This is a genomic window from Candidatus Francisella endociliophora (assembly GCF_000764555.1).
Taxonomy (GTDB): Bacteria; Pseudomonadota; Gammaproteobacteria; order Francisellales; family Francisellaceae; genus Francisella; species Francisella endociliophora.
This window is the reverse complement of record NZ_CP009574.1, coordinates 691,581-718,452: the sequence shown is the minus strand read 5'-3', so window position 1 is coordinate 718,452 and position 26,872 is coordinate 691,581. Positions and strand designations below refer to the sequence as shown.

Here is a 26,872-nt window from a genome sequence, read left to right as displayed (position 1 = left end):
TTTAAACCTCAGATTTTGTAAGTTTCTTTAATATTGGTACTAGTACAAATAATATAATAGCCATAACAATTGCTGCAATAAAAAGCTTAAAATATGAGCCTGCAAAACTACTAGCAGGAGTATTTTCAGTAACAGTTATATGAGAGCTTATAACCCCGCCAAAGAAACCTGCATAAGCACTAATAGTCCACCAGACTCCCATCATCGTAGATTTGAGATGCTCTGGAGCAAGCCTTGTAACTAGTGCTAAGCCTACAGGAGATATACAAAGCTCACCAAATACTAACATTAGATAACATAATATTAGCCATATAACGTGAGCTTTACCAACTTGAGCGGCTATCGAAGCAGCCATGCTTAAGAATAAGAAGGACAAACCTAGAAATACTAAACTAAACACAAATTTTAAACCGTCAGATGGTTCTTTATTTCGCTCACTAAGTCTTTGCCAAAGTAAACCAAAGAATGGGGTGATTATAAACAAAAGCAATAACTGTCCAGACATAATAGTTGTCACAGGTAGATCACATCCTATAACACTAGCTATAGGTAAATGACAGCTATACATATTTAGATCAATATTATTTTTTATAAATATTGGGATGCTAATCAAAGTTTGGTTACTTAGAGACCAGTAGAAAAGCATAAAAATGGATAATATAAGCAGGATAGCAATATTAGTTTTTTGTGATTGGTGTAGTGATCTCCATAGCATTGCTAAATATATAAATAAGACAGCTCCAGAGAATGAAATCACTAACATTGATTTAGCTGGGTGTGAAATTAAATATGCAAATACACACGCTGATATGGCTATACAGATTATAATTGCCCACCAAACGTTAATCCCTAGAAATATTCTTTTGTGCATTAGCTCATAGTTAGGCATATCACAGCTAGTTGGAAAATGCTTTTTACCAATCTCAAAACAAATCAAGCCAGCTGCCATACCAAATGCAGCTAAGCTAAATGCATAGTGCCAACCAATTTTTTCACCCACTAGACCAACTATAAAAGTGGCAAGAGCAGAGCCTAGGTTAATCCCTGCATAAAAATAAGCAAAACCACTGTTTCGTAATGCTTCTTTTTTATCATATAGCCGACCAACCATAGTTGAGACATTAGCTTTAAAAAAACCTGTACCAGAAGAAATACATCCAAGACCTAAAAATAAGGTGACATTACTAGCATCAGCAGTTGATAGTATGATATGTCCCATCATAATGGTACTACCACCAAGTAAAACACAACGGCGATACCCTATAACTCTATCTGCAAGTATGCCACCAATAGCGGTTGTGATATATAAGTATGTGACATAACTACCAAATACTATAGCAGCATTTGCATCTGTGAAGTTTAAATGCTCTGTCATATATAGAACTAATATTGCAGATAAACCATAGAAGCTAAAGCGCTCCCACATTTCAGCAAAAAATAAAAATTTTAAGCCTTTCGGGTGTTTTAGATGTTTCATTAATATTATGAGTTGCTTAAGAGTAAGATATCATTAAATTTATTTTAGACAAACTTTTGTTGCAAGTCATTATTAATATCTCTTTTTAGTAAGTTTTATAAGGCATGAATTTGCTATACTTGCAGTTAATTCATATAATCAAAAGATCATTTATATAAATTAAGTTTAAGTGCGAAATTATGAGTGTTAAAGGATCTTGTCTTTGTGGTAGTGTTAAATTTGAAATTGATGGTGAGTTCGATAATTTCTTTTTATGTCACTGTTCTTATTGTCGCAAAGACACTGGTTCAGCTCATGCATCTAATCTTTTTTCAAGTAAGGCAAAACTAAAATGGAACTCGGGCCAAGAGCTGGTTAAAAATTTTAATTTACCTTCAACTCGCCATATTAAGAGCTTTTGTAGTAAATGTGGTTCGGCAATGCCTTTTGAATTATCAAGTATGGTTGTTATACCTGCGGGAAGTTTGGATGATCAAGTATCAATTAAACCTACTGCTCATATTTTTATGACAAGTAAAGCTAATTGGGATGAGGGTTTAGAGGAAGTTCATAGTTTTGATGGTTTTCCTAACAATTAGGGTTCATTACCATCCATTAGTTTTTCAATACCAACAAAAGCTACGTTAAATATTACAGGGCCTAAGAATATTCCTATAAATCCAAAAGCGTGAATTCCACCCATAATACCTATTAAGGATGCAACAAAGCTTAATTTAACTTGTTTGTTAATGATTTTGGGTTGCATTATATTATCTGTGAAAATATTAAGCCCAAAGCCAACAATTAAAATTATAATTGCTTTCGTACTACCGTAAAGAACAAAAACAGCTCCTGCTATTAGGATATAAACTATACCAACCATAAATGGAACCATCGAAGCAATAGTTGCTATAAAGGCAAATAAAATAGGGCTTGGTAGAGATATCAGAGAGAATGTTATGCCCATGATTATGCCAACAAGCATGGCTGTTAAAAATATCGCTAAACTAACTCGACGTGTTGTAATAATCGCTGTTGAAATAAAACTATCACTGTCATTAAAGTCTTTAAGAACCACTTTTTTTAGGAATCTTTCTAAAGTACTACCACTAACGAGAAACTGGTAAACAAGTAAAAGAGTGATTAAAAAATCAGTAACTATACTTATTGAGGTTGAACCAATATATCGAATAGTCGGTAAAGCTTGTCCAAGATTTGAGATTATGACTTCTTTATCTTCTTTAATCATCTTAATGATTTTATCAAAGTGCTCTTGTAAGGTATCTCCAATATATGGGATATTTCCAATGGATCTACTTAGTTGTGAGAATGTTTGTGTCAGAGATTCTGCATGTTGGAGATAAGAAATAACTTCAGTAATAGCATAAGATAAAACAATTAATATAGGTATGAAAATACATAAAAGAATCCCAAGTACAATCAAGAAGCTACTCTTATGTCTTCCTATATGTGGCTCTAAATATACCTGTAGAGGTGCAAGAATTATAGACAATAGACCAGCAAATAATATTGGGTATATAAAAGGATATAATACCCATACAATTAGAGCGCCAACTAAGCAGATAATGCTAAGTTTTTTTATAGTTGAATAAGATGTCATTTCATCTCTAGATTTTAATTACTACTAATATTAATAAGGATAGCAGTATAAAGATTTTTGTTAAACTATAGAATTTAAGTGTTTTAAATTTTATACCATATAGCAATTACTTCTTGCTGAACTTGACAAGGTTGCTGCCGTTTCTATTGGTAACTCAACAACTCCAGCACCTGCACCAACAACAGATCCTAATATTACGGCCCCGGTTATTTGTATTGGCTGAATTATAGCGTTATCATTTAAGCCTCCACTATCAAACATCATAGGAGACATCATTGCTCCTGTTATAGCGCCTCCTATTAAGCCTACTGGAGCCATCAAAATAGATCCGACTCCAATTCCAGCTATTGTTATAGGAGTTAAAGTAAGAGTTGAGATTTTATTACATTCTTTAATGTTTTTAGATTGAGTAGGAGATGAAGTGTTTATTTTCTTCTTGTCATTTAAAGTATTGCAAACTCCTATACTACAAATCATAATTGTAAAAAAAGTAAAAGTAATTAGCTTCTTTAGCATACTATATCAACTCCTTTACTTGTCTTGCATTTTATCTCATATCACATTTATGCAATATAATTATTTTCTCTGGCTTTTTGTGTTAATTCTTGTGATGTTTGCATTGGGTAGCTCACAGCTCCACTAACTGATCCAACTGCTGCAGCACCAACTCTTTGCAGAGGGCTAATAATAGGATTGCTACTTAGTTGATCAGCTGGTGTATTAAATCCATCAGCAGCACCTTTAAAGAAGCCTACAGGAATCATTAGTATAGATGTTAAACCAATTCCAATAGCTGTAAATGGTCCTGATGCAGCAGTTGCTGCAGGAGTTCCAGAGTAGACTTGCTGCTGCTTTTGAATTGGATTAGCTTGTTCTTGAGTGTTTGCAAAGCTAAAGGTTACAAGCATTAAAGTCAGGCTTGTTGCAGTAATTATTTTTTTTATCATATTTTAAACCTTTTAAGTTTTATATTGATTAAGTAATTAAATATTATCATAAAAAGATATATTGTGGTTATGAGAGAGGAGTATATTATTTTTTTATTTTATTGAGAGCTGTGATAAATATCATTGCCATACAAGCATAAAAAGTCGTCATGCATAAGAAATAGTAGGCATCAATCTTAAATATGAAAATATATGCCATTAAAAGAGCTTTACTGACAAATGATAGCGCTAATAATATAAAAGCAATCCTATATTTAGTAAATGCAAAAATTAGCCCTGAAAATAGTAGGGTCTGATCAAGACTTTTAACAAAAACTCCTCGAAGAATAAATTCTTCAAAGTTCGATCCTAAAACAAAATAGTAATCTAAGTTTATAAGGAGAAAACAAATTAATATTGTTAAAAGGACAAATATAGTGTTAGATTTTCTAAAGTTTTTATTTTTATCAACAAAAATATAGCCCATAATAGCTATAGCAATTACAGCCAAGATTGGAGCAAGCATAAATAGAAAATGAGTATTAATCATTGACAAATTTGCCTTATAGAAACCAAGAAAGTAGTTTGATAAGGCTATTAAATAAGATACTAATAAAAATAACCAAGCAAGTTTTTTGTTCTGAGTAAGCTTAACTGCAAATAGTATAAGTAAGGTTTCCCCTATTAGCTGGATAGCAACTTGTATATTCATAAGTAATTTGAAAAAAATTTTATTGTAAGTAACTATAGGAAACAATAGTCTTTTTTTCAAGAATATAGTGTAGAAATAAAGTGGAAAGAATATTTTAGAAAAAATTACCAACCAGTAACTTCTTTAAGTTTAGAACCTAGTTCTGCAGGAGATCTAGTGTAAGCAATACCAGCAGCTTCAAATGCAGCGAATTTCTCATCGGCTGTACCTTTACCACCAGAGATGATAGCTCCAGCATGACCCATACGCTTACCTGGAGGAGCTGTAACACCAGCGATATATCCGATAACTGGCTTAGTTACATTGTGCTTGATATATTCAGCAGCTTCTTCTTCAGCTGTACCACCAATCTCACCGATTAGGATTATAGCTTCTGTTTGAGGATCATTCTCTAGAAGTTTTAACGCTTCGATTTGGTTCATACCAGGGATTGGATCTCCACCTATACCGATACAAGTAGACTGACCAAAGCCTAATTTAGTAGTTTGAGCAACTGCTTCATAAGTTAAAGTACCAGAACGAGAGATGATACCAACTTTACCAGGTTGATGAATATGGCCAGGCATAATACCAATCTTACATTCACCTGGAGTGATTACACCTGGGCAGTTAGGACCAACTACTTGTACATCTTTACCTTTTAAGTATTCTTTAACAACTAGCATATCTAGAGTTGGAACACCTTCAGTAATGATTACAACTAGCTTAACACCAGAATCAATTGCTTCAATAGCAGAATCTTTTACAAATGGAGCTGGTACATAGATTACAGATGCATCAGCATCAGTAGCTTTTACAGCTTCTTCCATTGTGTTGAAAACTGGTCTGTCTAAGTGAGTTTGACCACCTTTACCAGGAGTTACACCACCTACGATGTTTGTACCATAAGCAATAGCTTGCTCTGAATGAAAAGTACCGTTTTTACCAGTAAAACCTTGTACTAAAACTTTTGTATTTTTATCAACTAATACGCTCATTATTTAATATCCTTTTAACTGTTTTAATTTATTAACCTAGTGATTTCACAACTTTATCAGCAGCATCAGCTAAACCATCAGCAGGGATAAGTTTTAAACCTGAATCAGATAGGATCTTAGCACCTTTTTCTGCATTGTTACCTTCTAGACGAACAACTACTGGTACAGTTACATTTACTTCTTTAACAGCTTCGATAATTGCTTCAGCAATCATGTCACAACGGACGATACCACCGAAGATGTTAATTAAAACAGCTTTTACATTTTCATCATCTAGGATTAGTTTGAAAGCTTCGATTACTCTTTCTTTAGTAGCTCCACCACCAACATCTAGGAAGTTAGCTGGCTTACCACCGTATAATTGAATGATATCCATAGTAGCCATTGCAAGGCCAGCACCGTTTACCATACAACCGATGTTACCTTCAAGAGCTACATAGTTTAGCTCATGCTCAGAAGCTTTAAGCTCTTTAGCATTTTCTTGAGATTTATCTCTTAGAGCTAATAATTTAGGGTGTCTGTAAAGAGCATTTGAATCAAGGTTAATTTTGCCATCAACACAAACGATATCACCATTCTCTCTTACAGCAAGAGGGTTAATTTCAAATAATGCGAAATCACACTCTACAAATGCTTTATAAGCACCAAGCATTGTTTTAACGAAATCATTGATTTGCTTGCCTTCTAGACCAAGTTTGAAAGCTACTTCACGAGCTTGGAATGGTTGAAGACCAACTAATGGATCAACTTCTACTTTAAGGATTTTTTCTGGAGTGTTATGAGCTACTTCTTCAATATCTACGCCACCTTCAGTTGAAGCCATGAAAGTTACTTTACGGCTAGATCTATCAACTACAGCACCTAGGTATAATTCGTTAGTTACAGGGTATACATCTTCAAATATACCAACAGAATTTACAGGCTGACCTTCAGCATCTGTTTGGAATGTAACAAGATTTGTACCGATAAGGCTTTCAGCTACTTCACGAGCTTCTTGAGATGATTTAACAACTTTTACACCACCAGCTTTACCACGACCACCAGCATGTACCTGAGCTTTAACCACAGCAAATTTACCACCGATTTGATCAAATGCCTGAGCAGCTTCATTAGGGTTATGAGCTACGATACCTTTTTGAACTTTTAGACCATAACTTTCTAAAAGATCTTTCGCTTGATATTCATGTAAGTTCATTGATTTTTTCCTTATTTAATCGTTTGACGAAAATTTTTGTAATAAACATATAAAATAATAACTCATTTATGCTAGTTTTTCTAATAAAAATACCTTTTTAAAGTATAGAATTCCTACGGTATATTGAGTATATTGGTTATTAATTACTATTAAAAAAATTACTATTAAAAAAATAGGAGCTTCCTAGTGAAAAAAATATACAATAAATTGATGTCTATAATCTTTAGTCCATCAACACCTGTGCAGTTGCTGCTAGTGTCGTTGCTGGGTTTTATTTTTGGATTTATTCCAGGGTTTGCGTACTCTCCGCTATTATTTGTTTTGGTGATTTTCTTAGTTTTAATACTGCGTATTAATATTGGATTATTCGTGCTTATTAGCATTTTAGCTAAGATGCTAAGTTTTCCCTTAGAAATTGTTAGCTTTTACTCCGGTAGATTTTTGCTTGATAGTTTTGCTCAACCAATTTTTAAGGCTGCGATAAATGTTCCTGTATTAGCATATGCTGGATTTGAATATTACTTAGTAACAGGTGGTTTGTTTGTTGCAGTCGTGCTAGGTGTGGCTTTTGGAATATTTATAGGTAAATCATACAAAAAGTTTATAACTAAGATGGCTGGTTTACAGTCAGGAAGTGAAGCCTACCAAAAAGTTACTAGTAAATTATCTGTTAAGATAGCCTCAAAAATAATTTTTGGAAAAAATATCTCTAAGGTTGATTGGCAAAAAATTCAGTCTAGAAGATTTCTTCAACCATTTAGAATATGGGGAGTGATCTTAGTTGTTCTGATGTTGTTGGCAATAGTCTTTTCTCCACAAATATTAGAGACTACTTTAGTTTCAAATACAATTAAACAACAGCTAACAAAGGCAAATGGTGCAACGGTTGACTATGACTCTTTAAATCTAAGCTTAGGTGATGCTAAGTTAGAGATAAATGGCTTGGGTGCAACGGATCCAAATAACCTTTATAAAGATAGATTTTACGCAAAATCTATAAGTGCTAGTATTGATGTTTCAGGCTTGCTAACTAAACATATTGCTTTAAAAAATGTAGTGATTGACGGGGTGGCTTTAGATAAGCAAAGAGATTCAAAAGGGGAGCTTTATATTAATAAAGAAACAAGTCAAGATAAAGAATCTCAAACAAAAATAACACAAAAACAAGCTGAAGATGCTATCAGAAAATATGGTGACAATATTCAAAATATTGATTTAAATAAAGTCGCTGATAACGCTAAAGAGACTGTTGATATCGCTAATAATATCAAAGAGAGTGTTGAGTTTTTAGCTAATTTTAGATCTTCTTCTAATAGCTCTGACTCTACTGCGACCAATGCGAATACTCAAACAGTCGTTACACCTAGTCAACAGGCGAAAGTTTATGGCTATGCAAATGTGAAAAATGAGAATTTGCGAGAAGGTGCTCCTAGTTTCGTTATTCAAAATATTGATGTTAAGAATTATGAGGATTCTGGAACTGTATATAGTGCTAAATTGACAAATCTATCTACGAACCCAGCATTGTTGGGTCAACCAACAAATATCGTTGTTAAGTCAGTTAATAATAATGATCTTGATGTGAATGTTGTAATATCAAATAAACCTAATGTTGATAATACAGTTAAGTTCTCTGTAGAGAATGTAGCTGGTGATGCGATTAGAGGTTTAACTATACAAGGCGTAGGGCTTGATGCTGATAGTTTAAGTATTTCTGGTGATGGTACTTGGCAGTTCAGGGGAGTAAATAATGTTAACTTTACTATCCCTCTAACATTAACATTACAAAATGTGGGCATTAATTTTAATAAGTTTAAGCAAAATATTTCTAGCTTAACTCTTAAGGCAGTTATTTCAGGTGATTTAAATAAAGTTGGCTTTGGTATTGATATGTCAACTTTGACAGACTTATTAAAACTAGATACTGTTAAAAATGCTGCAGGAACAATTGCTAAACAAGCTGGCTTAGACAAGGGTGCTCAACAGTTAATTGAAAAAACCAAGATTAACGGCAAAAATATAAAAGATCTAAATGCAAAAGATGTAAAAGACTTAGCATCTAGTTTTGGTATTAAATTAGGTTAGTTAAATTTTATAAAGTAGTCACAAACATAGAAAAAAAGTCATATATTCTGTTATGATATTCTCTGCTTTAGTTAATTTTATGAAAAGGAATTTATACATGAAAAAAATATTAATCACTATGTTGGGTGTTTCAGCTCTTGCTTTGTCTAGTTGTTCTAATCAGCCAGTTAATCAACAAGTTACACCAAACTCTCAGCAACAAGCTGGTACTACTAATCAGTATGTCCAGACTATTGCGAATGAAAATGTTATTAAAGAGCTATTGATGGATGAGAATACTCCTCAGGTTGGTCCTAAAGACGCTAAAGAAGCTGTTGTAATATTTTTTGATTTTGGTTGTGGCACTTGTGCTCAAATCTCTAGACAAGTCTCTAAGCTGATGGATGATCATCCTGATGTTAAGTTTATTTTTAAAGCGTATCCATCACCAAAAAGAGATGCAAAAGTACCTAACTATGCAACTCTAATAGCAAGTGAAGCATATATTCAAGGTGGGTCAGAGCTATTTATGGCGTATGATAAAGCTATATTTGATCAGCGTATTGCTAACGGCAAGTTAACTCAAGAAGATGTTGATGCTGTAGCTGAGAAGGTTGGTATTAAGTATGATAAAAAGGAGCTGGAGCAAAAAGCAGCTTCTGAAGAGTTACAGTCAAGAAAACTAGGTAAAATGATAGGCTTCAGAGGACCTCATGATATTATAATCATGCCAACAAAACTCGCTGATATGAGTCAATCTGAGCTAGATCAGAATGCTGAAAGTATAAATAAAGATGTATTTGTGATATCTCATATGGATGCTCAAAATCAAGGCTTAGATAGTGAAGGTATGGCTAAGTGGGAAGCTGAGCAAATTAGTAATAAATTAAGCTAATTCTTAACTAATATAATGAAAAAATTATCAATTAAATACTTTTAAAGCTTCTAGAAAAGTATTAACATTAGCATCTTTCTTTGTAGCATTTTCGCTAAGGTATCTTCTGTAAACTTTAGCGTTTGGTAAGCCATTAAACAAGTTAAGAGTATGTTTTGTTATATTGTTTAATTTGATATGTGGATCATTTTCCATCTGCTCTTTTATGTAGTCAGCCATTTTATATGCTACTTCTAGTGGTGATATATCTTGAGGTTCTATATTATAAAACTCACTATCAAAATCTTTGAAAATCATCGGATTATGATAAGCTTCTCGACCAATCATTACACTATCAACATGGTGTAGGTGTTTGTGTGTTTCTTCAATCGTTGTAATACCACCGTTGATGCCAATTTCTAGATTAGGAAAGTCTTTTTTAATCTGGTAGACCATATCGTAATTAAGCTCTGGAATAGTACGATTTTCTTTTGGAGATAACCCACTTAACCAACCTTTACGAGCATGGATACATAGATAATCAGCATCAGCCTTTTCTTGTTTATCAACAAAATTGTATAACTCTTCATAACTATCATTATGATCATACCCAATACGACATTTCACAGAAATAGGTATGTTTAGGTTGTCTTTCATTGCTTTTACACAATCTGCAACAAGCTCTGGTTCTGCCATAAGAGATAACCCAAAATTTCCTTTCTTTACTCTTTCACTTGGACAGCCGACATTTATATTTATCTCATAGTAACTAAGCTTTTCTGCAAGCTTACCGCAAGTGATGAAGTCTTTAGGGACGCAGCCGCCCAGTTGTAGAGTTACTGGATTCTCACCATGGTTGTATTTTAGAAGATAATCTTTACTGCCATGAATTATGGCATTTAGGGTTACCATTTCAGTATAGAGCATGGTTTTTTTTGTGATAAGACGCATCATGTAACGATAGTGTCTATCAGTCCAATCAAGCATTGGAGCTATACAAATCTTTCTATTAGATGTTTTCATTTTATGGGATTTATCAGGATTTTTGTTAATTATAGCGGATCGTCTTCAAAATTTAAGCGACGGATTATTTTATCTATTCGTGTGCGATATTTTTCAGTAGCTTTAGAATATCTGGCATATTTTGGGTTTGATCTGTCATAAAACCAGTTTGCAAGATCCCAGTTGTAAGTAGTATTAAAACAAAGCTGGCCAAATTCTGTAAGGTTAAATTCAGCTTGTGTTTGTAAGCATCCTGTAATAAAGACATCAGCATACGTCTGTAGTATAGGAAAGTCTTTTGTCGGAAATTCAGCATCTTTAAAGTCTTTTGTATATATCCAAAAATCTCCTTTAGGTAGGCTTTTGATGCCAAGAGGAACTAAGTCTTTTCTTGGTATCTTAATTCTACAGTACGATGCTTCACGTAAGTCAGTCGCTGAAATATCTTTAGCTGATGCTTTATAGTATATAGCATTCATTACATAGCCTTTGTTAGGAATAGCTAATAAGAATGTTGCATGAGACTTATTGCCACGAGAAGCCCATAGTCTTTCAAAACCACTGACTAGAACAGGAGCGGCGTAAGTTGCTTCAGGTACAGTTATTTGGCGTGATTGTTTATTCATGAGGCTACCGTAACCAACTACATAGTTTTTTACCTTTGAATTAACACTAGGTCTGCAATTTATACTATTTTCAGGGGTTTGAGATTCATATTTTTCTTGTAGTACTTTTAGTTCATTCTTATGAATTTCATCAGCTTTTTTAACTCCAGTTTTTTTACCTATAAAAAAACTAAAAGCTACAACACCAGCAGCTATAGTTATTAAAAGTATATTTTTTTTCTTTAGCATAAGAAATAACTGCTTATTTTAATTGGTTTCTTTAAATACTACCATTTTTGTATAAAATGAAAACCCTATATCTAACATGGATTAATATCGAAGGTTAATTGTGTTATAATACTATCTAATTGAGTTTTATCGTAATAATTAAATTTGGAGCTTGCTAGTGTCTGAAAATAACGCGCCTGAGAATAAAGCATATGATTCGTCTAGTATCAAGGTATTAAAAGGTCTTGATGCGGTTAGAAAAAGACCTGGAATGTATATTGGTGATACTGATGATGGTAGTGGTCTGCATCACATGGTGTTTGAGGTTGTTGATAACGCTATTGATGAAGCGTTAGCAGGACATTGTGATGATATTAAAGTTATTATCAACAAAGATGGTTCGGTGTCAGTATCAGATAATGGTCGTGGTATACCTACAGATATTCATGAGGAAGAAGGTCGTTCAGCTGCTGAAGTTATTATGACAGTACTTCATGCTGGTGGTAAATTTGATGATAATTCATATAAAGTATCTGGTGGTTTACATGGGGTAGGTGTATCAGTTGTAAATGCGTTATCAGAAAAGCTTATTTTGGATATATCTCGAGGCGGTCATAGATATTATCAAGAGTATACTCACGGTGTACCTGACTATCCGCTGAAGCAGTTAGAGACAACTAGTAAATCTGGTTCTATAATTACATTTAAACCTAGTAAAGATACATTTTCTTTTGTTGAGTTTGATTATGATATTTTGATGAAGAGAATTAGGGAGCTATCTTTTTTAAACTCTGGTGTCAAAATTGAACTTATTGATAAAATAGGTAATAGATCTGAAATATTTAAGTATGATGGTGGTATTAAAGCTTTTGTACAGTACCTGAATAATAGCAAAAAGCCAATCCATGAGAATGTAGTTGCTGTAAATGGTATTAAAGATGATATTCAAGTAGAGCTTGCTTTACAGTGGAATGATTCTTATAAAGAGTCAATTTTCTGTTTTACAAATAATATTCCTCAGCGTGATGGTGGTACTCACTTATCTGGTTTGAAAGCTGCTGTTACTCGTACTATGAACTCTTATATTGAGTCTGAAGGTCTAAACAAGAAGCTCAAAGTTTCTCTAACTGGTGAAGATACTCGTGAAGGTTTAGCGGCAGTATTATCGGTAAAAGTTCCAGATCCAAAATTCTCATCTCAAACAAAAGATAAGTTAGTGTCATCAGATGTTAAATCAGCTGTTGAGACTTTGGTTAATGAGAAACTACAAGAGTTTCTTTTAGAGAATCCAAAAGAAGCTAAGATAGTTTGTGAGAAAATTTTAGATTCTGCAAAAGCTCGTGAAGCAGCTCGTAAGGCTCGTGATATGACACGTCGTAAAGGAGCTTTAGATATTGCGGGTCTTCCTGGTAAGCTTGCAGACTGTCAAGAAAAAGATCCATCTCTGTCTGAGATTTACCTAGTGGAGGGTGACTCTGCAGGTGGTTCAGCTAAGCAAGCTCGTGATCGCAAAACTCAAGCAATCTTACCACTTAAGGGTAAAATCCTTAATGTTGAGAAAGCTCGTTTTGATAAAATGTTAGGTTCTCAAGAGGTTGCAACACTTATTAAAGCTTTAGGTTGTGGGATTGGCGCGGAGGATTATAATCCTGACAAAACTAGATATCATAAAATTATCTTAATGACGGATGCTGATGTTGATGGATCTCATATTAGAACATTGCTTTTGACATTCTTTTATAGACAAATGCCTGAGCTTGTCGAGAGAGGGTATTTATATATTGCTCAGCCACCTTTATATAAAGTTAAAAAAGGTAAGCAAGAAACTTATTTAAAAGATGAGGATGCTTTGGCAGAGTATTTAGGTAACATTGGTCTTGAGGGTGCTAATATCCATCTTTCTGATGGTAATGCTATTTCTGGACAAGTTTTAGCTAACTATTATGAGCTTTATCAAAAGTCAGAAAAAGTTATTAAAAAATACAATAAAACATATCCTGAGAAATTACTTAGAGTAATGGCGTATAGTGCAAAATATGTTGATGAAAATGCCGATATTAAGCAATGGTGGGAAGCAATAGTTGATAAGTGTAACCAAAAAGCTTTATCGTATGAAAGGTTTAAACTTATAGAAGCTACAGATGTAACTGATGATGGTCAGGAGACAACTTCTTATGGAGTTAATCATTATATAAATGGTTATGATACTGACTATATCGTCAAAAATAGCTTCTTCACTACAAAAGACTATGAAGATCTTGTGACTTATGGTGATGTTTTATCTGATATATCTTTTGAAGGAGCATATGTTGAAAGAGGCGCTAAGAAAGAATATGTTGACGATTTTGAAATGGCTATAAACTGGTTGCTTAAAGAAGCAAGAAGAGGTAATGATGTTCAGCGTTATAAAGGTCTTGGTGAAATGAACCCAGGCCAGCTTTGGGAGACAACTATGGATCCTGATAATAGAGTATTATTACAAGTATCTGTAAAAGATGCTGTTGAGGCTGATGCATTATTTACAACTTTAATGGGTGATGAAGTTGAGCCACGTAGAAACTTTATTGAGTCAAATGCTCTGAATGTAGTTAATTTGGATGTTTAATTTTACTTTTGACATTTCTTACAATAAAAAGTATTTCTTTGTGCTATAATTAAACTTTCAATTTTTGTATTACAAATGTAGCATTCCTGGTTTGCTCGCCCATAAACATTTAGTTGTTGTGTGAAATAACCAGGTTTGCCTTCAGTATTTTTATAATCTTTGAGTGTGGTGCCACCTTTAGCAATAGCTTTTGCTAAGATTTTTTTGATTGAGTCTATCAATTTTTTAATTTCTTTTTTCGTAATGGTATTAGATGCTCTAGTTGGTAAAATATTACTATCAAATAACGCCTCGCTAGCATAAATATTACCGACACCTACAACTATGGAATTATCCATAATTGTTTGTTTGATTTTGCGAGAGGTTTTTTGTAGTTTTGTAAGCAGGTACTCAGTATTAAAATCATCAGTTAATGGCTCAACTCCATGAGTTGCTAAAACTTTATGTTTAAGAGGGTCTAAGTTGTTATTTATTAACCAGTAGCCAAATTTACGTGGATCATTATATGATAGTGTTAAATTATCAGATAACTGTAGAATTATATGATCATGTTTTACTTTATTATAAATAGTTGTTTCTGTAGTTTTGATTACTCCAGACATACCTAGATGAATAATTATTTGTAAGTTTTCAGCTAAGAAAAGTATTAGATGTTTTCCTCTTCTATGAATATTTTTAATCTCTCTATTTTGGAGTGTTAAGAGTTCGCTTTTTATTAGAGGATAACGTAGTTTGTCTGTGTTAATTTCTATATTTAATATTTTTTTTCCAATAATATTTTTGGTTAAACCTCTTTTGACTGTTTCTACCTCAGGAAGTTCTGGCATAAAATCAATATTGTTATAAAAATTAAAGTGACTATATGATACCATAATATGCTAAGCGTAAATTTGTTTGTGACTAAAGTGAGATAAAAAATGCGTCTAAATCAACTTAAATCTGCAATCCACAAAAGGTTAAATCAGTCGTATATTTATGATTGTAATTCTGATATTGATTTTAGCCAGTTTAAAGATGGTTCCATAATTATAGCTAATGATACTACTATTGTTACAACTTTGGCTTTGAAGAACTATCTTCAGGATAAGGATATTACCGTTTTAGATGCTTTTGATGAGAGAGCAAAAGGTCTTGAAAAGACTATGGATAAGGTCGGTATTAAATATATCGATCATATTAGTTTTTGGGACCATAAGGGTGTGCTTCTTGTTGATAAAAAATTTATTTCACAAGTTGAACATAGCGAGAATAGATTTTTACTTTTTGTTTGTGGTGTTGAGATGCCTCACTTTTCTAAGCGTAAAAACTTAGATAGGCAAATCTTCTTTGATGTTAGCGTTTTAAAAAGTTTAAAAACTCTTAATGAAGAAATGGAAGATCTTTCTGTAAGAGCATGGGAAGAGTATTTGCAGCTTTTGAAATCACCTGCTGAAATTTGGTTTAGACAGATGGTTAATGCTGGTAATAATTTAGTGATGAGAGATACAACAGGAGTTTCTCTTGATGGCTATAAATTTGCCACAGGTGCAACTCTTATGTCAAAAAAGCTTCAGGATTTGACACGCCAAGAAGATAATGTTGGTATTTGTTTGCCAACAAGTGGTGGTGGTTATTTAGCTATTTTAGCTCTTATGATGAGTGCAAAAGCTATTGTAAATCTTAACTATACAGCCTCTGAAGAAGCTTTAAGACATGCAATAAATAATGCTGGAATAAAAACAATTATTACCTCAAAAGCATTCGTGCAGAAACTTAAAAATAAAGGTTTTTTTGTTGAAGAAGTCTTCTCTATGTGCAAGATTGTTTATCTTGAGGACATCAAAGCAAATATTACAAAAGCAGAGTCTATAAAGACATTTTTAGAGATAAAAACTTTGCCTGTGAATTGGCTTGTTAAAAAGTATATTAAGCCTACGAATTTAGATGATTTGTCTTTCATAATATTTAGCAGTGGTAGTGAAGGTGTACCAAAAGGTATCGCTATTAAACAGAAAAACTTACTTGCAAATGTTTATCAAAGTACCTGTGTGATTGAGTGTAAAGAAAATGATTCTGTTGCTGGCATCTTGCCTATCTTTCACGCTTTTGGATTGACTATATCTTTAGTATCTTTGTTTCAAGGTGGCTATATTGCATGTCATCCAGACCCCACTGATGCAAAGGGTGTGGCAGATTTAATAAGAAAAAATAAAACAACGGTACTTTGTGCTACACCTACATTCTTGCGTATCTACACAAAGAATAGATCTGTTAAAAAAGAAGATTTTGCAACTATTAGACTTATTATTACAGGTGCTGAAAAACTTTCTAGAGAAGTGCGTTCAATGTTTGAAGAGAAGTTTGCTAAGGTAATTAATGAAGGGTATGGTACTACCGAACTTTCACCTGTTGCGGCTGTAAATAGACCAACAAAATCGCCAAATAAAATTGGTACTGTAGGGCTTACTGTGCCTGGTGGCCAATTTAAAATTATTCACCCTGAATCTCATGAAGAGTTACCGATAGGTATTGAAGGGATGATTATTTATAGAGGTGTAAATAAAATGGATTATTATTTGAATGATCCTAAGAAAACTAGTGAAGTTATAATAGAGAAAGACGGCTATAGTTGGTATATAACTGGAGATAAAGGAAAGATTGATGGGGAAGGGTATCTAACAGTTGTGGATAGATATTCAAGGTTTGCTAAAGTAGCAGGTGAGATGGTCAGTTTAGGACTTCTTGAGCAAAAGGTTTATGATACTCTTAGGGAAAGAGGGTATGACTCTCATAAAATAGATTTTGAGGTTTTGGCTGTTGCAACTCCAGACACTAAAAGAGGAGAAATTATTAGCCTGTTATATACCTTAGAAGAGCTTGAGCCCAATGAATTAAAAGATATTGTTAGACATTCAGGGATAGATAATTTATATAAACCAACTAATTATTTTAAAGTTATCTCTGTTCCTAAACTAGGTTCTGGAAAAACTGACTTTTCAAAAGCTAAAAAATTAACTAGTGAGTTGGTGAAGGCGTAGAATGCATTTTTCAGTTTTATTACAAGAATCAATAAATGATTTAAATATAAAGCCAGACGGTATTTATATTGACGCTACCTTTGGCAGAGGTGGTCATTCAAAAGCTATACTCCAAAAGTTAGATACAGGACGTTTAATAGCATTTGATAAAGATATTGAAGCTATCGAATATGCTAATGAACATTTTCCATTTGATAATTTCGAGATAGTGCATACGAGTTTTGCCAATATCTATAAATACTGTCAGCAAAATAATCTGCTTGGTAAAGTGGATGGTATCATTATGGATCTAGGAGTATCTTCGCCACAGTTAGATAATGCGGAGAGAGGCTTTAGTTTTATGAATAATGGCCCTCTTGATATGCGTATGGATACAACTCAGGGAATTACTGCAAGCCAAGCACTAGAAACTTTAGATGTAAATGAATTAGCTTATATCTTTAAAGTATATGGAGAGGAGCGTTTTGCAAAGAAAATTGCTCTTAGGATAAAAGATTATATAGCCGAAAAAGGCAATATCCAAACAACAGCGGAGCTATCTGAACTTATTAGAGCAACGATTGGTAAGAGAGAGAAGAAAAACCCTGCAACAAGATGCTTTCAGGCTTTAAGAATTTATGTAAATGATGAGCTCAAAGATTTAGAGATTTTGCTAGAAAATATTTTAGAAATTATGAGTGTTGGTGGTAGGATAGCTACCATCTCTTTTCATTCGCTTGAAGATAGAATTGTGAAGCAAAAATTTACATCTCTAATCACGCCTAAGCAGGAAGTAAATAGAATCACTAAAATGTTACCTCAAGATGATAGTCTTATAAAACTAAAGTGGGTTACCAAAAAGGCTAGAGCTGATCAAAATGAACTTGATCAAAATACTCGTTCAAGAAGTGCTATCTTAAGGGTGGTAGAAAAACTATGATGCTAACAAATCGCCAAATTAGGATAAGATTGTTTGAATCATTGAAAAATAGTTTTTTTAGAAAAACAGTAGGAATCTCATTTGCATTATTATTTGTGTTATTGGTGACAGCTTTTAGTGTAATTGTGGTTCGTTTTGAGTATAAGTTACAGTTAGATAAACAAAAGACTTTGATAGTTGAGGATACTAAGCTTGATGAAGAGTGGAGTCAGATAGTGCTTGAGTATAGTTCTTTAGCTACACCTACTGCTGTAGAAAAGTTTGCTGAAAAAGAAAAAATGTCCCTTCCTACCAAAAAAGATCTTCGTTTTTTAAATAAACAGTCAGAGGGGACTGATGATGAGTAGCTATAAGCCTAAACTTCGTCATTTGGTTGTTATTGTCTTGCTCATAGTGAGTTTTGCTGTGCTGTTTGGAAAACTTATCTATATGGAGACTATTCAGTATCCAAAACTAAAACAAGAAGGTGATAATCGTAGTGATAGAAGTATTAATATAAAAGCTTATAGAGGGATTATTCTAGATAGAAATGGTAATCCTTTAGCTATTAGTACACCTGTTGATACTATCTGGGTAGACCCTTTCTACATTAAAGCTTCTAGTAGAAAATTAAAAGAGGTTATGGATATCTTAGATTTATCTAAGAAAACTAGAGAAAAAATAAAAAGACAGGTAAAGGTTAGAGAAGGGCGAAGTGGTTTTGTTTATGTTGAAAGGAAAGTTCAGCCATATTTGTCTCAAAAAATAAAAGATCTTGATATTTCAGGAGTTCATGTCATCCGTGAATTTAAACGATACTATCCTTTAGCAGAGGTTGCTTCTCATATTGTTGGGTTTACGAATGTTGATGGTAAAGGTCAAGAAGGTTTAGAGCTTGAATTTAATAAATTTTTAACTGGTCAAGATGGATATTTTGAATATAAAAAAGACCTACATGGTGGCGTAGCATCAAAAGTTGAAGATAAATATATAGAGCCAAGAAATGGCCATAACTTACAAATAAGTATAGACTCTAGATTACAGTATGTGGCATATAAATATCTTAAAGAAGGTGTTCTTGAGACTCGTTCTGAAGCCGGTTCTGTAATTGTTGAAAATGTACATACTGGTGAAATATTAGCTATGGCAAATTATCCATCTTATAACCCAAACAGTATGGCAGATGCGTATCCTGAAAACCGTAGAAATAGAGCAATTACCGATGTTTATGAGCTGGGATCTGTTATGAAAACTTTTGCAGCAGCTACAGCCCTAACTTATGGTGATAATATTTCTGCAGATGAGCCCGTGATTGATACTCATCCAGGTTTCTATCGTATTGGTAAAAATACTGTGCGAGATGAGAGAGATTATGGAGATATGGATTTAAGACATATTTTAATGAAATCTAGTAACGTAGGTATCTCAAAGATGATCCTAAACTTGATGGATCCAACCATATTGGAGGCATCACTTAGAAACTTTGGTTTTGGAGATAAGAGTGGTATTAAACTTCCTGGTGAAAGAGAAGGTTATGTTCCAGTTAAAGACAAGTGGGGTGATTTTCAGCTTGCGACACTGTCATTTGGATATGGTATGAATGCTACAGATCTTCAGTTAATTGCTGGAGTATCAACAATTGCAAATGATGGTCAATACATAAAGCCAACCATACTTAAAAGAAGATCTGGCGAGCAAATAGACGCTAGACCAGTTATTTCTAAAAAAGATTCTGAAGAAATGGTGAGTATGATGCAATCTGTTGTCGAAGGAACTGGAGGTACTGGATCAAAAGCGCAAATTCCACTTTATCATGTAGCAGGGAAAACAGGTACTGCTAGGATGTTGGAAGGTGGTACTTATGGAGCTAAATATTTAGCAAGTTTTGTAGGTATTGTGCCTGCTAGTAATCCTAAGTATGCAATCGTGGTGACTGTAAAGGATCCTAAAGGCGATCATTATGGCGGTGGTTCTGTGGCTGCCCCTATTTTTGCAGATGTCGCCTTAAATAGTTTGGAGATCCTAGGTATAACACCTGATAAGATTGATAACTAATCCTTTGTTTTTAGCTTAATATAGTATATAATTGTGCGTTGGTAAACTGTTCCTTTGTGCGGTTTGCTCTATGTTAATTTAATTAAAAACAAACGGAGAAATGTTATGTTAACAGTACAAGATAAGCAAAATATTATTAAAGAAAATCAACAGTCAGAAGGCGATACTGGTTCACCAGAAGTTCAAGTTGCTCTTTTAACTGCGAGAATTAATGATTTGCAAGGACATTTTGCAACTCATAAAAAAGATAATCATTCAAGAAGAGGTCTTTTAAGACTTGTAAGTCAACGTCGTAAGTTATTAGATTATTTACATGGTAAAGATGTAGAAAGATATCGTAGCCTAATCAAAAAACTAAATCTACGTAGATAATAAATAATCATCTTAATAGTTCTTACGTCATAAAATCAAAAAATAAGGTTAAACTGTGAAAATATTTAGAGAAATCTTTGAACTAGGAAACAAAGAAATAGTTCTTGAAACAGGTGGTATGGCTCGTCAAGCTGATGGGTCTGTGACTGTAAGTTGTGGAAATAATGTTGTATTGGTAACTACAGTTGTTAAAAAAACTGTAGCTGATGGTCAAGATTTCTTTCCATTATCAGTACATTATTTAGAGAAAACTTATGCTGCAGGTAAAATTCCTGGCGGTTTCTTAAGAAGAGAAGGTAGACCTTCTGAAGAGCAGATTCTTATTTCTAGGTTAATTGATAGATCTATCAGACCATCTTTCCCTGATGGTTTTTTTAACGAAATTCAAATTGTAGCAACAGTTGTATCCTATGATGGTAGTTTCTCTCCAGATATTTTAGCTTTGATAGGCGCATCCGCATCATTAGCTATATCAGGAGCTCCTTATGATGATGTAATTGCTGGCGTGAGAGTCGGTTATACAAATGGTAAATATATTTTAAATCCAAATAAGCAAGATTTAAAAGAATCTGCTTTAGATTTGGTTGTTTCTGGTACAGATGACGCAATTTTGATGGTTGAGTCGGAAGCAAATAGTTTACCAGAATCTGTTATGCTTGGCGGTATCTTATATGCACATAAGCATCTTAAAACTATTATTGAATCGATCAACAAACTTGCAAAAGTAGCATCTAAGCCGCGTTTTGACTATTCTGTCTATCAAGTAAATAAATTACTTAAGTCACAAATCAAATCTCATTTCTTTGGTGAGATTAAGAATGCTTACACTATAGCTTCTAAACAAGAAAGAAATGTGAAGCTTGGTGAAGTTAGAAAAAATGTTTTAGAGCATATATTTGCTAATGATGTAGATGGTATTGAATATTCTGAAAAAGAAATTTTAGAAGCATTTCATGATATCGAAAAAGATCTTGTAAGAACAAATATCTTAGAAGGTAAGCCTAGAATAGACGGTAGATGTACAGAAACTATCCGTCCAATTAGTGTTAAGACAGGTGTTCTTCCGGGTGTTCATGGATCAGCATTGTTTACTAGAGGTGAAACTCAAGCTTTAGTTGTTACTACTTTAGGTAGTGATAGAGATGCGCAGTTGGTAGAGTCTCTAGATGGTATGGAAAAATCTCGTTATATGCTTCATTATAACTTCCCTCCGTATTCAGTAGGGGAGTGTGGTATGGTTGGTATGGCACCTAAGCGTCGTGAGATTGGTCATGCTAATCTTGCAAAGCGTGCTACACAAGCTGTTTTCCCTAACCAAGACGCATATCCATATGTTGTAAGAATTGTATCTGAGATTTTAGAGTCAAATGGTTCAAGTTCAATGGCGACTGTTTGTGGCTCATCTTTATCTATGATGGATGCTGGTGTACCAATAGCTGAGCCAGTTGCAGGTATCGCGATGGGTCTTATTAAAGAGGGATCTAAATACGCTGTTTTATCTGATATCTTAGGTGATGAAGATCATCTTGGAGATATGGACTTTAAAGTTGCTGGTACAAGATATGGAGTTACAGCACTTCAAATGGATATCAAAATTAAAGGTATTTCTAGAGAGATTCTTGAGCAAGCTCTTGAGCAAGCAAAAGCCGGTAGACTGCATATTTTAGGTATTATGAATGAAGTGATTAAAGAGCATAAAGAAGCAGTTTCTGATGTTGCTCCACAAATTCATGTTATGAATATAAACCCTGCTAAAATCAAAGATGTAGTCGGTCGTGGTGGTTCAACTGTTAAAGGTATAGTTGAGAAAACTAGTGCTCAAATTGATACTAGTGATTCTGGTGAAGTTAAAATCTTTGCTAAAGATAAAAAGTCTCTAGATATGGCTGTAGCTATGGTTGAAGAAATTGTGGCAGAAGTCGAAGAAGGTCAAGTTTATAAAGGTAAAATTGTTAAGCTTCTTGATTCTGGTGCTTTTGTTAACCTTCTTGGTAATCAGGATGGTTATTTACCATTCTCAGAAGTTGAGCAAGCAGGTATGAAGACTAATTCATTAGTTGAAGGCCAGCCTATGGAAGTATTAGTTCAAAATATTGATAGAGGCGGTAGAGTTAAACTTTCTCTTGTAGCGAGGTAATTTTATGAGTGAAGAAGTTCAAAGTGCCGAAGTTCAAAGCGTAGAGCCTATAAATTTCACAGAATCGGCTTCTTTGAAAGTAAAAGAGCTGATTGAAGAAGAGGGCGATGATTCCTTAAGTTTACGTGTATATATTACAGGTGGAGGCTGTTCTGGTTTTCAGTATGCTTTTGCCTTTGATAATGAAGTAAAAGAAGACGATATGGTTATTACAAAAAATGGGGTTCGTCTTCTTGTTGATTCAATGAGTTTTCAGTATCTTGTTGGTGCTGATGTTGATTACAAAGATGATGTCGAAGGGGCATATTTTGTAATTAGAAATCCAAATGCCAAAACTACTTGTGGTTGTGGCTCATCTTTTTCTGTATAATAATCAATTGTAATTAACCTATTTAAGTAGAAGAGATTTTATGAAAATTGCTAATTTTGAAGTAGGAAATGGTAAGCCATTTTTCCTAATGTCAGGACCTTGTGTAATCGAATCAGAGCAAATGGCTATGGATACAGCGGGGTATTTAACAGAAGTTACTAAAGAGTTAGGTATTAACTTTGTTTATAAATCATCTTTTGATAAAGCAAATCGTTCTTCTATAAATAGTTTTAGAGGTTTAGGTGTAGATAAGGGCTTAGAGATTTTAGCAAAAGTTAAAAAAACTTATGATGTACCTGTTGTTACAGATGTACATGAGGATACTCCATTTGCTGAAGTAGCTGAGGTTGTAGATATATTACAAACACCAGCTTTTTTATGTCGTCAAACTAATTTTATTGTAGATGTTTGTAAGCAAGGAAAACCTGTAAACATCAAAAAAGGTCAGTTCTTAGCACCTTGGGATATGCAGCATGTTGTAACTAAAGCAAAAACTACCGGTAATGAACAAATTATGGTTTGTGAAAGAGGGGTAAGCTTTGGGTATAACAATCTTGTTTCAGATATGCGTTCACTTGAGATTATGAAAGATACAGGTTGTCCTGTAGTATTTGATGCAACACACTCTGTACAACTTCCAGGTGGTCAAGGTAGTTCATCAGGCGGTCAAAGAGAGTTTGTGCCAGTTTTATCAAAAGCTGCTATGGCAGTTGGAATTGATGGGTTATTTATGGAGACTCATCCAAATCCAGCTGAAGCAAAAAGTGATGGGCCAAATTCTTTCCCAATGTATAAAATCAAAGAATTTTTGAGCTTATTAAAAGAACTTGATCATTTAGTAAAGAGTCAACCAAAAATAGAATTATAGGAAATAAAAATGGCTGGTAAAGGCGATGTTTTTATAATTGGTATAGTTGGTGGCTCAGGCTCAGGTAAGACACTATTTTCTAACGCAATTATTAAAAAATTAAAATCAAAACATTTGAATAAAATTGCTGTAATTTCAGAAGATAGGTATTATAAAAATTGGGGTGAAATGGTTGGTTTTGAAGAAGCTTGTAAAGTTAACTATGACCATCCCGATGCTTTTGATCATAAGTTACTAAGAAAAGATTTAGAGAGCTTAGTAGAAGGTAATGATATCTATATACCGCACTATGATTATACTACTCACTCAAGGGTTGAAGGTAAAGCTGAAAAGATTACCGGTGGAGTTAGTGTTATAATTTTAGAAGGAATTATGTTATTTAATGACCGTAAACTTTTAAAAATGATGGACTTTAAGGTTTATATGGATACTCCATCTGATTTATGTTTTATTCGAAGATTAATGCGTGATCAGAATGAGAGAGGCAGAAGCGTTGATAGTGTGATAAATCAATATTTAGAAACTGTTAGACCAATGCATATTAAATTTATTGAGCCTTCAAAAAGAAAAGCTGATATTATAGTTCCTGATGGAGCACAAAATAAAACTGTAATTGATATTATATATAACAAAGTAAAACAATTATTGAAAAGAAATGGAGTAAAAAATGGCTAGAGTAACGGTAGAAGATTGTTTAGATAAAGTTGAAACAAGATTTGATTTAGTAGTTTTAGCATCTATGAGAGCAAATAATATCCTAAGAAATGGCTATTCAGAATCTATAGATAATGAAAAGAAAGAAAAAGCTACAGTAGTTGCTTTGAGAGAAATTGCAGAATCAGAGATTACTACTGATCAAATACTTAGAAATGAAATAGAAGGTTAATAAACCCTTTAAATATAAGATTATAGATACTCAAAACAAAAAATTTTTTCTATGAAATATATTTTATCTTTAGCTATGTTGAGTGCGATATTGGTTTCATGCAGTAGGAATTATAGCTGTCCTACTTTAATAGATAATCATGGTAACAAATATCTAGATAGAACTAATTGTGTAAGAATATAGAGAACGATTAAGCTAATAAATAGCTTGTTGGGTTATCAGGACATTCATGTAATCCACATTCAACAAAAGTAGACGTTACGTTAGCTAATACTATAAAGGCAAAGAGTAAAAATATTATATGAGTGAATATCTTTAATTTCTTATTTTTAGCCTCTGAGATTTCTTGAGGTTTTTTACGAATTTCGTACTGCTCGGGATATGACATAACTATAGCAATATAGATAATAGCAATCATAGATATTACAAAGACCCAACTATACATATGTAATCCCAAAATTTTTGAGCCAAATCCAACGGGATCTGTTACATGTAAAGCAATTTGTCTTAATGATACAAAAGCAGTAAAAACAGCAGCTAAAAGTGATAGTGCATAATGACTTGGGCGGACGTGAAATCTCATATTTAATAAGAATCCAAACCCAATAGCTAGTAGCCCTAGTCTCTGTAAAAGACAGAGTGGGCAGGGGATTTCATCCATGAAAAATTGAAAGAAGAATGCCATTAGAATAATTATTGCTATACCAGCTGCTTCTATGGCGCTTAATGCTTTTATAGCATCATTTGGAATAATCTTTTTCATAATGCTCTCCTATAAGTAAATAGATAAATGATCTGTAGCATGATGCAAAAAAACTAGGTTTGCAGCGATTAAGAATATGGAAAAAGTTATAACTCCCCATCGCCTATTGAACCAAGCAGTTAATATAGATATTAGCAGTAAGACAAAACTTATTAATATACCAGGCATTTTGTAGCTCCTATTTATTAAAAATTACATTTAAATCATAGCAGCTAAATTTTTATATTTCATATATTAATTTCTTAATCATTCAAAATCATACTTCATACCACTATCTAGAATCATTATTAAAATATTGTAGTTTTTATTTTTTGGAAGCATATTTGCTAGTTTTTTTAGTATAAAATAATTTGCCCCACTGCTGTGTCCCGCATATATTCCTTGTTCAATAGCTAAATCTTTACAACCTTCTATAGCTTGATTATCAGTGAATTGTATTATTTCATCTATATATGCTAGATCCATGGATTTACAAAAAACTGGATTCCCCGGACCTTCAACTTTATAACTATAGATATTTTGCTTAATAGGTTTACCAAAATTAAAAATGTCATAATAAACTGAGCCTTTAGGGTCTGGCATAACAACTTTAGCATTAGGGAATATTTCTTTAATTCTTTTTGCACATCCTGTAATGGTTCCTCCTGAACCACCGACTGTTATAAAGTAATCAATATTTAAAGCTTGCGTCAAAAAATAGCTAACTATCTCAGGGCCTGTAGTTTTGTAGTGGCATTCAGTATTCAAAGGATTGTCGTATTGGTTTATTAGAATGCCATTTAATTTATCTGCTATTAATCGAGCCTTATTTACATAAAATTCAGGATCTTTATAATCTGCAGTGTTCTTACAAATGGTTAACTTGGCTCCAAGGCTTGTAATCATTTTTCTTTTAATTAGTCCTGTTTTTTCTGGACAGGTAATATGTACTGGATGATTAAAGTATTTTGCAATAGCTGCTAAAGATGTACCCATATTGCCGGAGCTAGCTTCAACAACAGGTTGATTTGACTGTATCTTATTATTGTTGATTAGGTCGTCAAGAATATATTTTGCAACGCGATCTTTTATGCTTCCTGTTGGATTAACCCATTCGCACTTAGCATAGAAATTGTGATTACAGTTATTATTTTTAAGTTTGATTATAGGGGTTCTTCCTATTAGAGATAACATTGGTTTTAATATGTTATTTTTAGTTAGAGTATTTTAACAAAATGTTTGCTGTAGAAACTCAGAGATTA

At 33.4% G+C, this 26,872-nt stretch carries 27 protein-coding genes; 14 read left to right on the top strand and 13 right to left on the bottom strand.

Translation table 11 applies throughout. The features are described 5' to 3' along the window. Position 1: 1 nt before the first annotated feature. Entirely contained in the window at positions 2–1,477 is a 1,476-nt protein-coding gene (locus tag QI37_RS03610; RefSeq protein ID WP_040008636.1) for a peptide MFS transporter, read from the bottom strand. Positions 1,478–1,656: 179 nt separating this feature from the next. On the opposite strand from QI37_RS03610, the gene QI37_RS03605 reads away from it, so the two are divergent. Then, positions 1,657–2,055 carry a GFA family protein gene (locus QI37_RS03605; protein ID WP_040008635.1) on the top strand — a complete coding sequence of 133 codons (399 nt, stop codon included), beginning with the start codon at positions 1,657–1,659 and terminating at the stop codon, positions 2,053–2,055. Here QI37_RS03605 and QI37_RS03600 read toward each other — a convergent pair. The 6 genes from QI37_RS03600 to sucC form a co-directional block, all read right to left on the bottom strand. Then, positions 2,052–3,077 carry an AI-2E family transporter gene (locus QI37_RS03600; RefSeq protein WP_040008633.1) on the bottom strand — a complete coding sequence of 342 codons (1,026 nt, stop codon included), beginning with the start codon at positions 3,075–3,077 and terminating at the stop codon, positions 2,052–2,054. The two genes, QI37_RS03605 and QI37_RS03600, sit on opposite strands and share 4 nt — an antisense overlap. Positions 3,078–3,167: 90 nt before the next feature. Next, the gene (locus QI37_RS10365) at positions 3,168–3,593 is read right to left on the bottom strand and encodes a hypothetical protein (RefSeq protein WP_040008632.1); all 426 of its coding nucleotides are present in this window, start codon (positions 3,591–3,593) and stop codon (positions 3,168–3,170) included. A 47-nt stretch (positions 3,594–3,640) separates the two neighbouring features. After that, positions 3,641–4,024 (bottom strand): hypothetical protein, encoded by a 384-nt coding sequence (locus QI37_RS09945; protein ID WP_052399149.1) that lies wholly within the window; start codon positions 4,022–4,024, stop codon positions 3,641–3,643. Between the two features lie 85 nt (positions 4,025–4,109). Then, a complete protein-coding gene (locus QI37_RS03585) occupies positions 4,110–4,715 on the bottom strand; it encodes a hypothetical protein (protein ID WP_040008631.1) in 606 nt (201 codons plus the stop codon). Between the two features lie 104 nt (positions 4,716–4,819). Further along, on the bottom strand, positions 4,820–5,692 hold the full coding sequence (gene sucD / locus QI37_RS03580) for a succinate--CoA ligase subunit alpha (protein WP_040008630.1): 873 nt from the start codon (positions 5,690–5,692) through the stop codon (positions 4,820–4,822). Positions 5,693–5,723: 31 nt separating this feature from the next. After that, the gene (gene sucC, locus QI37_RS03575; RefSeq protein ID WP_040008629.1) at positions 5,724–6,887 is read right to left on the bottom strand and encodes an ADP-forming succinate--CoA ligase subunit beta; all 1,164 of its coding nucleotides are present in this window, start codon (positions 6,885–6,887) and stop codon (positions 5,724–5,726) included. A gap of 210 nt (positions 6,888–7,097) precedes the next feature. Between sucC and QI37_RS03570 the strand changes: the two genes are divergently transcribed. Beyond that, positions 7,098–8,972, top strand: coding sequence for a TIGR03546 family protein (locus QI37_RS03570; protein WP_040008628.1), 1,875 nt, complete (start codon positions 7,098–7,100; stop codon positions 8,970–8,972). Between the two features lie 97 nt (positions 8,973–9,069). Next, positions 9,070–9,846, top strand: coding sequence for a thioredoxin domain-containing protein (locus tag QI37_RS03565; protein ID WP_040008627.1), 777 nt, complete (start codon positions 9,070–9,072; stop codon positions 9,844–9,846). 27 nt (positions 9,847–9,873) lie between these two features. On the opposite strand, the gene dusA is transcribed toward QI37_RS03565, so the two are convergent. Together dusA and chaC are read right to left on the bottom strand one after the other, a co-directional pair. Then, positions 9,874–10,848 (bottom strand): tRNA dihydrouridine(20/20a) synthase DusA, encoded by a 975-nt coding sequence (dusA, locus tag QI37_RS03560; RefSeq protein WP_040008626.1) that lies wholly within the window; start codon positions 10,846–10,848, stop codon positions 9,874–9,876. Positions 10,849–10,877: 29 nt separating this feature from the next. After that, on the bottom strand, positions 10,878–11,681 hold the full coding sequence (chaC, locus tag QI37_RS03555) for a gamma-glutamylcyclotransferase ChaC (protein ID WP_040008623.1): 804 nt from the start codon (positions 11,679–11,681) through the stop codon (positions 10,878–10,880). A gap of 157 nt (positions 11,682–11,838) precedes the next feature. Here chaC and gyrB point away from each other — a divergent pair, with 157 nt between their 5' ends. Continuing rightward, positions 11,839–14,265 (top strand): DNA topoisomerase (ATP-hydrolyzing) subunit B, encoded by a 2,427-nt coding sequence (gene gyrB, locus QI37_RS03550; protein ID WP_040008621.1) that lies wholly within the window; start codon positions 11,839–11,841, stop codon positions 14,263–14,265. A 2-nt stretch (positions 14,266–14,267) separates the two neighbouring features. On the opposite strand, the gene mutM is transcribed toward gyrB, so the two are convergent. Then, positions 14,268–15,092, bottom strand: a complete 825-nt coding sequence (mutM, locus tag QI37_RS03545) for a bifunctional DNA-formamidopyrimidine glycosylase/DNA-(apurinic or apyrimidinic site) lyase (RefSeq protein WP_144242742.1) — start codon at positions 15,090–15,092, stop codon at positions 14,268–14,270. Positions 15,093–15,182: 90 nt separating this feature from the next. Between mutM and migR the strand changes: the two genes are divergently transcribed. The 10 genes from migR to rpoZ all read left to right on the top strand — a co-directional run bounded on the left by migR (position 15,183) and on the right by rpoZ (position 24,868). Then, positions 15,183–17,282, top strand: a complete 2,100-nt coding sequence (gene migR / locus QI37_RS03540; protein WP_040008616.1) for an iglABCD operon regulator MigR — start codon at positions 15,183–15,185, stop codon at positions 17,280–17,282. A 1-nt stretch (position 17,283) separates the two neighbouring features. Continuing rightward, the gene (rsmH, locus tag QI37_RS03535; RefSeq protein WP_040008614.1) at positions 17,284–18,201 is read left to right on the top strand and encodes a 16S rRNA (cytosine(1402)-N(4))-methyltransferase RsmH; all 918 of its coding nucleotides are present in this window, start codon (positions 17,284–17,286) and stop codon (positions 18,199–18,201) included. Next, positions 18,198–18,548, top strand: a complete 351-nt coding sequence (ftsL, locus tag QI37_RS03530) for a cell division protein FtsL (RefSeq protein ID WP_040008611.1) — start codon at positions 18,198–18,200, stop codon at positions 18,546–18,548. Before rsmH ends, ftsL begins: the two co-directional genes overlap by 4 nt. Next, positions 18,541–20,235, top strand: a complete 1,695-nt coding sequence (locus QI37_RS03525; protein ID WP_040008608.1) for a peptidoglycan D,D-transpeptidase FtsI family protein — start codon at positions 18,541–18,543, stop codon at positions 20,233–20,235. The genes ftsL and QI37_RS03525 overlap by 8 nt, the downstream gene beginning before the upstream one ends. Positions 20,236–20,340: 105 nt before the next feature. Beyond that, the gene (gene rpsO, locus QI37_RS03520) at positions 20,341–20,607 is read left to right on the top strand and encodes a 30S ribosomal protein S15 (RefSeq protein WP_040008605.1); all 267 of its coding nucleotides are present in this window, start codon (positions 20,341–20,343) and stop codon (positions 20,605–20,607) included. A 55-nt stretch (positions 20,608–20,662) separates the two neighbouring features. Then, positions 20,663–22,744 (top strand): polyribonucleotide nucleotidyltransferase, encoded by a 2,082-nt coding sequence (pnp, locus tag QI37_RS03515; protein ID WP_040008603.1) that lies wholly within the window; start codon positions 20,663–20,665, stop codon positions 22,742–22,744. A gap of 4 nt (positions 22,745–22,748) precedes the next feature. Then, positions 22,749–23,114 carry an iron-sulfur cluster insertion protein ErpA gene (erpA, locus tag QI37_RS03510; RefSeq protein ID WP_040008600.1) on the top strand — a complete coding sequence of 122 codons (366 nt, stop codon included), beginning with the start codon at positions 22,749–22,751 and terminating at the stop codon, positions 23,112–23,114. A 40-nt stretch (positions 23,115–23,154) separates the two neighbouring features. Continuing rightward, the gene (gene kdsA / locus QI37_RS03505; protein WP_040008598.1) at positions 23,155–23,982 is read left to right on the top strand and encodes a 3-deoxy-8-phosphooctulonate synthase; all 828 of its coding nucleotides are present in this window, start codon (positions 23,155–23,157) and stop codon (positions 23,980–23,982) included. A gap of 9 nt (positions 23,983–23,991) precedes the next feature. Continuing rightward, entirely contained in the window at positions 23,992–24,657 is a 666-nt protein-coding gene (gene udk / locus QI37_RS03500; RefSeq protein WP_040008596.1) for a uridine kinase, read from the top strand. Next, on the top strand, positions 24,650–24,868 hold the full coding sequence (gene rpoZ, locus QI37_RS03495; protein ID WP_040008593.1) for a DNA-directed RNA polymerase subunit omega: 219 nt from the start codon (positions 24,650–24,652) through the stop codon (positions 24,866–24,868). The genes udk and rpoZ overlap by 8 nt, the downstream gene beginning before the upstream one ends. Positions 24,869–25,058: 190 nt before the next feature. On the opposite strand, the gene QI37_RS03490 is transcribed toward rpoZ, so the two are convergent. From QI37_RS03490 to QI37_RS03485, 3 genes are all read right to left on the bottom strand, one after another. Continuing rightward, on the bottom strand, positions 25,059–25,631 hold the full coding sequence (locus tag QI37_RS03490) for a disulfide bond formation protein B (RefSeq protein ID WP_040008592.1): 573 nt from the start codon (positions 25,629–25,631) through the stop codon (positions 25,059–25,061). A gap of 9 nt (positions 25,632–25,640) precedes the next feature. Beyond that, positions 25,641–25,799 carry a DUF5993 family protein gene (locus QI37_RS10360; RefSeq protein WP_235261394.1) on the bottom strand — a complete coding sequence of 53 codons (159 nt, stop codon included), beginning with the start codon at positions 25,797–25,799 and terminating at the stop codon, positions 25,641–25,643. A 78-nt stretch (positions 25,800–25,877) separates the two neighbouring features. After that, on the bottom strand, positions 25,878–26,804 hold the full coding sequence (locus tag QI37_RS03485; protein WP_040008590.1) for a PLP-dependent cysteine synthase family protein: 927 nt from the start codon (positions 26,802–26,804) through the stop codon (positions 25,878–25,880). Positions 26,805–26,872 lie beyond the last annotated feature (68 nt).